Below are 10,982 nucleotides of genomic sequence, written 5' to 3'. Positions count from 1 at the left end.
TTAATTCGGTGTCCCACTGTCTTTTGTCGTCACGAGCCCCCACAGCTCGCGTTTGTTACTCTTTAGGCGCAAACGTTTCCGGATCGGCTGCCATCGAGCAGCCGTCGCAAACAACTTGCATTCTGCGGTGAAATCTTTGACGCGCCAGGCAGCGCAGGATTCACGAACAGTACATTCTTGAAGACAGACAACTTCCACCGCACATGCGGCTTCACATCGACACAAACCTAACCTCGGTGCTTAGTTTGCCCTAAGCATCGTTTCTTGGCTGCATGAGAAAGGCCCTTGTTACGATTGGCAGTTTTGGCGCTGCAACAAAGACGGGTTTCTCTCATGTCCCCCCGTGCGACCCGAGTCGCATGCACAAGTTACCAATCCACAGATGGCCATTTCAACAGAACAACGGTCTTGACTCTAAGTGGACCCGAAAAGAATCTATGGAGCCCCGCGAAGGCCTTTGGAATTGCTGGATTTGCACGTTCAAATAGAAAAGGCGCGCCGATACTGGCGCGCCTTTGATAAGCTCTTGCTGGTGACATTTCGACAACGATTCTATCGTCGCCGATGTCTGGCTGATTTAGCCGAGTGCCTTCACACGGGAAGACAAGCGGGACATTTTACGTGCCACTGTGTTCTTGTGGAAAACGCCTTTTGTGACGCCGCGCATCAGTTCTGGCTGTGCAATTTTCAGTGCTGCTTGTGCTGCTGCTTTGTCGCCGGATGCGATTGCTTCTTCAACTTTGCGCAGCTCTGTGCGGATGCGTGAACGGCGCATTTTGTTGATTGCGAAACGTGCTTCGTTCTGACGGGCGCGTTTTTTTGCCTGTGGTGAATTCGCCATGATGCGTACCTTTGTCTAAGCCCTATGATCGGGCAATTAAATATCGTCTGCGCAATCGGCCCGACCGGGTTTAAGAACCGGCTGATTCTGGCCAAAGCGGGCCTCACACGCATTTCTGAGGCGGCGTATAGGCATATTTTCCTCGGAAAGGAACCCCTAAACGCGGCTTGTGGTCTTACTTGTCGCGGAACTGTGCTTCGCGCTTTTCTTGGAACGCGGCCATCCCTTCGGATTGGTCTTCTGTCGCGAACAAAGACTGGAAAAGCCGACGTTCGTAGTTAACGCCTTCGGCCAGTGTTGTTTCGTAGGACCGGTTGACGGCGTCTTTTGCGGCAATGGTCGCGATCTGCGATTTTTCAGTGATCTTGACGGCTGCTGCCCGTGCTTCGTCCAGCAGCTTTTTGGCAGGTACCACGCGGCTGACAAGGCCCGAACGTTCAGCTTCTTCAGCGTCCATAAAACGCCCTGTCAGGTGCATATCCATCGCTTTGGATTTGCCAACGAACCGTGTCAGGCGCTGCGTCCCACCGATACCGGCGATGACGCCAAGGTTAATTTCGGGCTGGCCGAATTTGGCGTTATCAGCGGCGATGATAAAGTCGCACATCATCGCAAGTTCACAACCACCACCCAGCGCGTAGCCCGCAACAGCCGCAATGATTGGTTTGCGTGTATTGTTGAAACGCGTGGCTTCGGGCGTGAAGAAATTCTGCATGAACATGTCAACGAAGGACTGATCCGCCATTTCAGTGATGTCAGCACCGGCTGCGAAGGCTTTGGGCGATCCGGTGATGATGATGCACCGCACCTTGTCGCTCTTGTCCGCGTCTTCCAGAGCTGAGCAAACCTCGCCCAGCAGTTTCTGATTCAACGCGTTCAGCGCATCTGGGCGGTCCAGCGTGATGGTGGCGACGTAATCTGTCACATCAACGTTGATCGTCTCATAAGCCATGCAAAGCAGTCCAAGTTGTTTCTCAGACCCCTGTTGTTGGCGAAACTTTCACAGCGGATCAAGCTATCTTTGGCATTGCGGACAAAAGAAACTTGAGCGTCCCGATTGCACGATTCGCGCAATGTGTTTGGTACAACCAGGGTTTACGCAGTGTTCACTTTCGCGGTCATATACTTGAAAACCATGCTGAAAATAGCCCATTTCCCCGTCTGCCTGCCTGTAGTCTTTCAACGATGATCCGCCTGCTGCGATGGCTTCTTCCAGCACTGCACGAATAATGGGCACGAGCCCCGCCACCCGCTTTGCCGCGATTTGTCCGGCTTTGCGTTTGGGGTGAATGCCTGCGCGAAACAGCACTTCGCAGACATAAATATTACCAAGGCCGGAGACGATTCTTTGGTCCAATAGCGCAGATTTGATCGGCGTATTTCGATTGCTGAGGCGCTCGACAAGATACGAATCGTTAAAATCATTGCTGAGTGGTTCAGGGCCCAGATCGCGGATCAGCCAATGATCGTCTTGTGCGTCGGTTTGCATCAAATCCATTGCACCAAAGCGGCGTGCGTCATTGAATGTGATCCGAACGCCGCTGTCCAAATGCAGGACAACGTGGTCATGTTTGGCTGGGGCAGGGTGTGCGTGATGAAAATCTCCGACAGTATGCCCTGAAATCAGCATGCGCCCAGACATGCCGAGGTGGATCAGCAAGCTCTCGCGACTGTCCAAATCGACGAGGATGTACTTCGAACGACGGCGCAGGCCGAGCGCCCGCCGGCCCGTCAGTCTTTCGGCCATTTTTTCAGGGAAAGGCCAGCGCAAATCCGGCCTGTTCACATCGGCCTGCGCGATCACGGCGCCCTCCATCACAGGAGCCAAACCGCGACGGACTGTCTCGACCTCTGGTAATTCCGGCATGGCGTGCTTTCCTTATGGTGTGCGGACGTTGTATGCCGCGAGTGGCGTCCTATACTTGGGGCGAAGAATAGAGGACGGCAAGCCCATGACAGACGACAAAACCACGCATTTTGGGTTCGAAACTGTTCATGAAGAAGAAAAAGCAGGGCGTGTGCAAGGCGTGTTTTCTTCGGTCGCGTCAAAATATGATGTGATGAATGATGTGATGTCGGTTGGTATCCACCGCATTTGGAAAGATGCGATGATGGATTGGCTGGCCCCGCGTCCCGGTCAAAAGCTGCTCGATGTTGCCGGTGGTACCGGCGACATTTCGTTCCGGTTTCTAAATCGGGCAGGTTCCGGCCATGCGACGGTGCTTGATCTGACCGAACCTATGTTGGTCGAAGGGCGCAAGCGCGCCGAGGCCGATAATATGTCGGACAGCCTGGATTGGGTCGTTGGCGACGCGATGGCGCTGCCGTTCGAAGACAATACGTTTGATGTTTACACAATTTCTTTTGGCATCCGGAACGTAACCCGCCCGCAAGAAGCGCTGAATGAAGCCTTCCGCGTTTTGCGCCCCGGTGGCCGCCTGATGGTTCTCGAATTCTCGCAGTTGCCGAACCCGATGATGCAGGCTGCCTATGACGCCTATTCGTTCAATGTGATCCCCAAAATGGGCAAGCTGATTGCGAACGATAGTGAGAGTTATCAATACCTTGTCGAATCTATTCGTAACTTTCCTGCCCAAGAAACGTTCTTGGGCATGGTGCGCGCTGCCGGGTTTGAAAATGCGAAATATCGCAACATGACGCTTGGTGTGGCGGCGCTGCATTCCGGGTGGAAGCTCTAGATGCGTGGTCCACACAACATTATTCGTCTGATCCGAACTGGCGCTACTTTTGAGCGTACGGGCGCCATGAAGGTTGTGCTTGAGGCACTTGATGCGCCGCCTTTGGTGAAGGGCGTGTTTCGGACGATTGTTTGGCCGTTTCAATGGCTTGGGTATAAAGGTGACGTGAACGTCCCGCCTGTCCCGCGGGCATTGACGGCGCTGGGGCCTGCTTACATCAAATTTGGTCAGATCTTGTCGACGCGTCCTGACGTCGTCGGCAACGACATGGCAATCCAGTTACGTGTTTTGCAGGACAAGCTGCCACCATTTTCGATGAAAGAGGCGAAAGACGAAATCGCACGTGAGCTTGGCCAAACAGTAGATCAGCTGTTTTCAACGTTTTCCGAACCCGTGGCCGCTGCATCTTTGGCGCAGGTTCACAAAGCCCATTTGGCGGAAACCGGCGAAGCGGTGGCGATTAAGGTTCTGCGTCCAGGGATCGAAAAAGCATTCCGCAAAGACATCGATGCATTCTATTTCGCGGCCAAAACCATCGAAATATTATCGCCGTCGTCCCGTCGCCTGCGTCCTATGGAAGTGATTACGCATTTTGAAGGCGTCGTGCTGGGCGAGCTTGATTTGCGTTTGGAATCCTCGGCGGCGTCGGAATTCGCCGACAATACTGCGGGAGACGCAGGTTTTTCTGTCCCTCGTGTTCGGTGGCATCTATCCGGACGGCGCGTCATGACGCTTGATTGGGCCGAAGGCGTGAACGCGGGTGACAATGATGGGATCGACGCCGCTGGTCATAGTCGCGAACAACTTGCGACTCGGGTGTTACAGATGTTCCTGAACCACGCGTTGCGGGACGGCTATTTCCACGGCGACATGCATCAGGGAAACCTGAAAATTGGAGCGAACGGCGATATCATCGCATATGATTTCGGAATCATGGGGCGTATCGATGAATACACGCGCCGCGTCTACGCCGAAATTCTGTACGGGTTTATTCGTCGTGATTACAAACGTGTGGCGGAAGTCCATTTTGAGGCGGGATATGTGCCGGCCAATCGGGACGTTGATGAATTCGCCCGTGCCCTGCGTGCGGTGGGCGAACCCATCTTTGGCATGGATGCGACCAGAATTTCGATGGCGCGGCTTTTGTCGTATCTTTTCGAAGTGACGGAACGCTTCGGAATGGAGACGCGGACCGAACTGATCCACTTACAGCGCACAATGGTTGTGGTGGAAGGCGTCGCGCGATCCATGAACCCGAAGATGAACATCTGGGAAGATGCGCGTCCTATTGTCGAGGCGTACATCAAAGACAGCATCGGTCCAAAAGCTGTTCTGCAGGATTTGATGAAAACCGCAGTAGTCTTGTCTCGGTACGGTTCACGGTTGCCTGCAATGGCCGAAGCGGCGGTTATCCGGCAATCCAATCCGGATCACGTACCGGAACCAAGTCGCCGTCGCGCCTCTATCGGGTACTTCCTTGCAGGGGTTGGCGCGACGGCGTTCATTGGTTGGATACTGCAAACGATCTAAGTATTTGCTGCGCGGATGGCAGACACGTCACTTGCGGGCACGGTTGACCCGCCTTCGAAAACGACAAGCGTATCGCCCGCAGGTGTCTTCTGTACTTCACGAACGGTGGCATAGACGGCGGCTTGTGTTGTTTCGACTAAGGTGTCGCCATCGAAGCTTTCGATGTCGAAGCTGTATAGTCCCGACGCGAATGGAACACCGTTTGCGTCCACGCCCGCCCATTCAATGGGCTCGTCGGACGTTGGTTTGGTGAAACGCGCAACTTCAAAGCCGGAAGCGTCTTTAACAACGACATCCATCTCTGTTGCGCTGTTTGAAGGCGAAGGAAAGAGCGTCACTGGCGCGCCGCTAAATTGAACTGGTGTGGCGGCCCGCGCCTCTTTGCCAACCCAATCAGCCATTTGTGCGATACCGGTCAAGCCTAACTGAGCCTTCAAGTCCTTTAGGATATCGTTGGTTTGGACCTGTTGTTCGACATTCGAAAACGTGGCGAGCTGCACGGCATAGTCTGAAGAATCAACTGGGTTGAGAGGATCTTGATTTTGCATCTGCACGGTCAGCATCTTCAAAAAAGTTTCAAAATCTGAACTGATTTCACTCGCCGACTCGGTCGGTGGTGTGATGCCGTTTTGAGCTGTCTTGCTGGTTTGGGTGTTTGATATTTCCATTTTGTCCTCATAGGCGCAAATCGAGACGTGCGTCGGGCGCACTATCGGTATGACGTTGTTCCGGTTGAGCCAAGCCGGTTGGTTCGACCTTACTCGGTTCATCTGCTTTAACTTGATCTCTAAAGTTGCCTTGGCCGGGACCGTCGCCGCCGAAGTCGAAGGTCATCGATTCATACCCCAAGGCTTGAAATTCTTGGGCGAGCTCTGTGATGTGTCGGCGCATAATTTCCGCCGTTTCTGGGCGTTCTGCCAGAATAGTCATTGCCATAACGCCATCCGCATTGCGCAATGAAATCCGGACAGGGCCCAATTCTTCTGGGTTCAGGCGAATCGTTGTTGATCCGTCGTTCTGTTTGGTAATTTGGGCAGCGAGCTGCTGTGCAATGCTTTTTGCCTCGTAAGAATTCAAGTTTTGGACTAGCTGAGCTTGTGGTGGAGACGGGACATGTTGCCGTGAGCCAGTCTCGGCCAATCCAATTGGTTCGATTGAAGCGGGCATAAACTGCCGCTTATCATCAATGCCGAATGGGATTGGCGATTGATTGGTTCTGGAAATTGGGTTTCCGGTAATTCCGATTTTGACTGTTGTGTCCGATACGCTCATGCGCTGGAGCGTCGCGCTGCGTTGGTTTATCTCTGCCAATTGTTTATCGGGATCACGCTTCTCCGGTTCCTGGGCGTATTTTGAAAGGGGCTTGTCGGAGGTATTTTCAGTGACCATTCGAATCGGCGCGACCGTATCTTTTTGCGTATCGGTCTTCGTCTGAGATTGGTGAGGCTCTGGCCCCGCTGGTCGTGCCTTTGCGGTTTCGATGCGCTGTAACGCATTGGGTTGGGTCGGATGGATATTGGGGCGCACACTTTTGCCATCTTCGTTCGGGACTGGCTTTTGTTGAAGCGTTTCTGTGGTGCTAATTTTTTGATTTTCTTGTACGGACGCAGCGATGCGTCGCTCTGCGGCGCTGGTCGGATTTGCAGGATAGTCGCTTCCCTTGATTTTCTCATCATGCTTCTGACTGAACGTAGCCGGTTCTTTGATATTCTTGGGCTGCGGTACGCCAGTATCAGCGTGAGCTGCCTTGGAAATCGGCTGATTGATGGAGTGTTGCTGTTGCGTCGGTAGTATTTCCGCTAATTCTTTCAGATTAAATGGTGTGGTCGAGGTCGGTTCACTTAATGTGTTAACAATTTCGGGGGAGACCGGAACATCGCTTGGTGGTCGCTGAGACAAAATATTTCTGTGATCGGATGCCATCGGATTTTTAGGCTTATTGTCGGCCATAATTTGTTCAAAATTGACCGGAGCGACTGAAGAATCGTCTTCCACGTCAATTGAAACGATTACAGTCGCTCTCGTTGCGCTATCCGTCTGAAGTTTAAGGTTTGCAATATCTGTCATCGGTTCTCCGACATTTGGTCGCCTCTTCATTGCAGCAGTTGATTACTAATTCTTTACCGAAATGGCGAATATTCACCTGAGATGAAGGAGAATCGAATGTTGATTAATGGTACTCAAATTTCCCAGAGCGGATCCCCACCAATAAACGACAATCGTCAATTAAATGATCTTCGAGACGTAGTCGTAAAGCTTGAAGCAACATTTATTTCCGAAATGTTGAAGTCCGCGGGTGTTGGGGATACTCGGGGTGATTTTGGCGGTGGAGCAGGTGAAGAGCAATTCGGTTCATTTCTACGAGATGCGCAGGCGCTTGAGCTGGCGAAAAGTGGGGGTTTTGGGTTGTCTGAGACGCTATTTGAAGCAATGAAGGGACGCTTTGATGACCTCAAATCAGATTGACGAACTGCTTGGGCTTCTTGAAAAAGAGAGGCAGGCGGCGCTTACAGTTGATCTCGACGGGCTGGCGGATTTTGCGAAGCAGAAGGAATTGCAAATCTCCCAATTGGATATTTCAGTTCTAAATAGCGAGAATTCTGAAAAGGTAGGGAGTGAGCTGCGCCGAAACCAAGCCATCCTTGCTGCAATGATCAAGGGTGTTCAGTCCGCTCGTAGCCATCTGAAGCAAAGTTATGTGAGTTCGGATGAGGTGAATATCTATAATAAGTCTGGATCGCTTCAGGTTGTACGCGAACCGCAAATGCGAAATTCCAAAAAATTCTGATTTTATTCAAATTCGGCTGAATGTATTTTTGATCGTTAATCACTTGTTCAAGATAGTGTTGGCATAAGGGGTGCAATCCAGAACGGACAATCCGCGAAATGCGAATTGTAAATCGTCAGAACGGCGTAGTTAGCCGATCCGATAGGGTCGAAATCCTAAATCATGCGCAAAAGGCGCAAACAAAGGGCCCAAAAAATATGTCCAGTATTTTGACTAACAATAGCGCGATGGTCGCACTTCAAACATTGAAGTCAGTCAATAGCAATCTAGCTGATACTCAATCTGCAATTTCCACAGGTAAATCCGTAGCGAGTGCGAAAGACAACTCGGCCGTTTGGGCGATTTCCAAAGTAATGGAATCCGACGTCAAAGGTTTCAAAGCGATATCCGAAAGTCTGTCGCTGGGGCAATCTACTGTTGCGGTTGCCCGCAATGGTGCGGAGAAAATCACAGACTTGCTGAACGATATTAAAGGTAAGGTGATTTCCGCTAACGAAGAAAATTTCGACGGTGATAAACTTCAGGCGGATCTTGCTTCGCTTCGCGATCAGATTACTTCGATCACAGGCGCTGCCCAATTCAATGGTCTAAACTTGCTAGGCAACAAGGACGGTGGCACCGATTTGGCGACGTCCTTGGCCAAAGTTGGCAGTTCGGAAGTGAATGTCTTGTCCTCACTGGATCGGTCAGCAGATGGTAGCGTTGCATCTTCAACGATCACTGCGCAAAAAGCGGACTTGGGGACGCAAGCCCTAACACTTGGGACAGGAACTGATATCGCGGCGACCGCAATGGTCGTTTCCGGTGCTGCAGCCGTAAGCGGTGGCACGGCAACAATCACAATTGCCGGCGATACCGCGGCATCCCGCGGTGGTAACGCCGTACTTGCGGGTGATAGCTACCAACTGACAGCGGCCTCATTGGGGACGAGCGAGGATGTTGAGTACGTAGCGCGCGATGGTGATACCTTGACGGACATCGCCAAGGCACTGGAAGCGCGTGCCTCTTTCCAAGCTAAGTCTGACGGCCTGGATATTGAATTCTCTCGTTCTGGTGCGACACTGACGCTGACGAATAACAGCACGACCGCAGTAACGGCCGTTGGTGCTGTAACGTCGGCTGGTACAGCTGGCGGCGGGCTTGAATTGCTAGATAAGGTCGATGTTTCAACGTTGGATGGCGCCAAGGCGTCACTTGCTGCTTTCGAAAGCCTCGTTCAAACTTCTATTGATGCGGCTGCTCAGTTTGGTTCGACCGAAGGCCGTATTGAAATCCAAAGTGAATTTGTTTCATCGCTTTCTGACAGCTTAAAGTCGGGGATCGGCGCTCTCGTCGATGCAAATATGGAAGAGACGTCAGCTCGCTTGCAGGCGCTGCAGGTTCAGCAACAGCTTGCGGTTCAATCGTTGTCAATTGCGAACCAGGCTCCTCAGTCAATCCTGTCACTATTCAGATAACTGAATGGTATGGGGAGGGGCGATCTGTCGCCCCCCCCTTTCAATAGTCGGAAGCGGTAGCGCCGTTTGCCGCTTCGTTTCGTATCGGAAGGACCTACCGTGAACGCAGTTGAACTTGCTCGGCAGGCTTATGCCCCCACCAACAATCCTTTGAAATCTGAGCGCAGTATCGAAGCGCAGGTCATCGGGAAAATTACCGCTAAGCTTCGCTTAGCCGCAGTTCGCCGTGAAAGTGATTTCCCCGCATTTGTTGACGCACTCAGTAAAAATAGGCAGCTGTGGAATTTGTTAGCCACTGATGTTGCGGGCGCGAAGAATGATTTATCACCTACGTTAAGAGCGCAAATCTTCTATCTAGCGGAGTTCACAGATTTACATACTGCAAAGGTACTGCGAGGTGACGCAACTGCTGAGGCTCTTGTCGAGATAAATACCTCGATTATGCGCGGGTTGAACATTGGGCAGAGTAATTAGATGTCCGGGTTGGTATTAAAACTTAACCCCAAAGAACGTGTTTTGGTGAACGGCGCGGTCATCGAAAATGGTGATAGACGCAGTCGACTGTCAATTCTAACCCCGAATGCAAATATATTGCGCCTTCGCGACGCGCTGCGGCCGGATGAAGTTAACACGCCTGTTCGAAGAGTATGTTATGTCGCACAGCTCATTTTGTCAGGAGACGCCTCGGTCGATGAGGCGAAAATACAAATTCTGAACGGCATAGAGCAGCTTAGCCAGGCTCTGAGAGACCCTGATAGCCGGGAGCAACTATCAGCGGCCACAGATGCAATCACCCAAAATGATTTTTATCGGGGATTGAAGGCGTTGCGCGCGCTGCTTCCGAGGGAAGCACGGTTGCTTGCGGTGCATTCGCAATGACTTTTCAACCTATTGTTCCGGCGGGCAGTTACGCAGGATGGTTGTTCTTAGAACGTACTTTGGAGGAACAGCAGGAATCTTTTGACGAAAGTTTCCCTGTTAAAAGAGCTACTGACTATTTTAGAGAAAACATATCGGATGTGCGAACAGCGGAACAGTTAGTTAATGACCGCGAAATGCTTTCAGTTGCTTTGGGCGCATTCGGTCTATCAGATGATCTGGACAATAAGTACTTTATTCAAAAAATATTGGAAGAGGGTACAATTGACGATGGTGCGCTAGCAAACAAGTTGTCGGACAGCCGATATGCCGAATTTTCGAGGGCGTTTGGTTTTGGCGACTTTTCGATTCCGCTGACGGCGACTTCTGTTGTTTCCGACAGCATTATTGACAGGTATCAGCGGCAATCTTTTGAGGCCGCTGTTGGAGAACAGGATAACCAGCTCCGACTGGTTCTTAATGTGGATAAGGCGATCGATGATGTAACATCTTCGGCTAGTTCGACCGACGCGCAGTGGTTTTCGCTGCTAGGCAATGCGCCCCTACGTGAGGTCGTTCAAACTGCTTTAGGTTTGCCAAGCGAAATAGCGAGCGTAGATATTGATCAACAACTTGAGACATTTAAAGACCGCGCTGAAACCATATTTGGAACAGATGATGTAAATGAGTTCAACTCGGACGAGCTTCAAGAAAAAATGATACGCTTGTTCTTAATCCGATCGTCCGTCAGTGCTGGCGCCGGAATATCAAGCGGAAGTATTGCGCTGACACTGTTGGGTAACCAATAG

Annotated in this window: 13 protein-coding genes; 8 read left to right on the top strand and 5 right to left on the bottom strand. The window is 51.6% G+C overall.

Going from position 1 to position 10,982, the window contains the following annotated elements:
- Nucleotides 1-577: 577 nt before the first annotated feature.
- The 3 genes from rpsT to mutM all read right to left on the bottom strand — a co-directional run bounded on the left by rpsT (nucleotide 578) and on the right by mutM (nucleotide 2,708).
- Nucleotides 578-841, bottom strand: a complete 264-nt coding sequence (gene rpsT, locus K3729_17795) for a 30S ribosomal protein S20 (GenBank protein ID UWQ99224.1) — start codon at nucleotides 839-841, stop codon at nucleotides 578-580.
- Between the two features lie 175 nt (nucleotides 842-1,016).
- Nucleotides 1,017-1,793 (bottom strand): enoyl-CoA hydratase, encoded by a 777-nt coding sequence (locus K3729_17790; GenBank protein ID UWQ99223.1) that lies wholly within the window; start codon nucleotides 1,791-1,793, stop codon nucleotides 1,017-1,019.
- A gap of 63 nt (nucleotides 1,794-1,856) precedes the next feature.
- Nucleotides 1,857-2,708, bottom strand: coding sequence for a bifunctional DNA-formamidopyrimidine glycosylase/DNA-(apurinic or apyrimidinic site) lyase (mutM, locus tag K3729_17785; GenBank protein ID UWQ99222.1), 852 nt, complete (start codon nucleotides 2,706-2,708; stop codon nucleotides 1,857-1,859).
- Between the two features lie 85 nt (nucleotides 2,709-2,793).
- Between mutM and ubiE the strand changes: the two genes are divergently transcribed.
- Together ubiE and ubiB are read left to right on the top strand one after the other, a co-directional pair.
- Nucleotides 2,794-3,540 (top strand): bifunctional demethylmenaquinone methyltransferase/2-methoxy-6-polyprenyl-1,4-benzoquinol methylase UbiE, encoded by a 747-nt coding sequence (ubiE, locus tag K3729_17780; GenBank protein ID UWQ99221.1) that lies wholly within the window; start codon nucleotides 2,794-2,796, stop codon nucleotides 3,538-3,540.
- The gene (ubiB, locus tag K3729_17775; GenBank protein UWQ99220.1) at nucleotides 3,541-5,070 is read left to right on the top strand and encodes a 2-polyprenylphenol 6-hydroxylase; all 1,530 of its coding nucleotides are present in this window, start codon (nucleotides 3,541-3,543) and stop codon (nucleotides 5,068-5,070) included.
- Here ubiB and flgD read toward each other — a convergent pair.
- Nucleotides 5,067-5,738: a flagellar hook assembly protein FlgD gene (gene flgD, locus K3729_17770; protein UWQ99219.1), complete on the bottom strand. Its 672-nt coding sequence runs from the start codon at nucleotides 5,736-5,738 to the stop codon at nucleotides 5,067-5,069. The two genes, ubiB and flgD, sit on opposite strands and share 4 nt — an antisense overlap.
- Before the next feature lie 7 nt (nucleotides 5,739-5,745).
- A complete protein-coding gene (locus K3729_17765) occupies nucleotides 5,746-7,137 on the bottom strand; it encodes a flagellar hook-length control protein FliK (protein ID UWQ99218.1) in 1,392 nt (463 codons plus the stop codon).
- Between the two features lie 96 nt (nucleotides 7,138-7,233).
- Between K3729_17765 and K3729_17760 the strand changes: the two genes are divergently transcribed.
- The 6 genes from K3729_17760 (at nucleotide 7,234) to K3729_17735 (ending at nucleotide 10,982) form a co-directional block, all read left to right on the top strand.
- Nucleotides 7,234-7,536 (top strand): rod-binding protein, encoded by a 303-nt coding sequence (locus tag K3729_17760; GenBank protein ID UWQ99217.1) that lies wholly within the window; start codon nucleotides 7,234-7,236, stop codon nucleotides 7,534-7,536.
- Nucleotides 7,517-7,858, top strand: coding sequence for a hypothetical protein (locus K3729_17755; protein ID UWQ99216.1), 342 nt, complete (start codon nucleotides 7,517-7,519; stop codon nucleotides 7,856-7,858). The genes K3729_17760 and K3729_17755 overlap by 20 nt, the downstream gene beginning before the upstream one ends.
- Nucleotides 7,859-8,055: 197 nt before the next feature.
- On the top strand, nucleotides 8,056-9,315 hold the full coding sequence (locus tag K3729_17750; protein ID UWQ99215.1) for a flagellin: 1,260 nt from the start codon (nucleotides 8,056-8,058) through the stop codon (nucleotides 9,313-9,315).
- Nucleotides 9,316-9,414: 99 nt separating this feature from the next.
- On the top strand, nucleotides 9,415-9,789 hold the full coding sequence (flaF, locus tag K3729_17745) for a flagellar biosynthesis regulator FlaF (protein ID UWQ99214.1): 375 nt from the start codon (nucleotides 9,415-9,417) through the stop codon (nucleotides 9,787-9,789).
- Nucleotides 9,790-10,194, top strand: a complete 405-nt coding sequence (gene flbT, locus K3729_17740) for a flagellar biosynthesis repressor FlbT (GenBank protein ID UWQ99213.1) — start codon at nucleotides 9,790-9,792, stop codon at nucleotides 10,192-10,194.
- The gene (locus tag K3729_17735) at nucleotides 10,191-10,982 is read left to right on the top strand and encodes a DUF1217 domain-containing protein (protein UWQ99212.1); all 792 of its coding nucleotides are present in this window, start codon (nucleotides 10,191-10,193) and stop codon (nucleotides 10,980-10,982) included. The genes flbT and K3729_17735 overlap by 4 nt, the downstream gene beginning before the upstream one ends.

This window comes from Rhodobacteraceae bacterium S2214 (assembly GCA_025141675.1).
GTDB lineage: Bacteria > Pseudomonadota > Alphaproteobacteria > Rhodobacterales > Rhodobacteraceae > Yoonia.
This window is presented reverse-complemented; position numbering and strand designations above follow the sequence as displayed.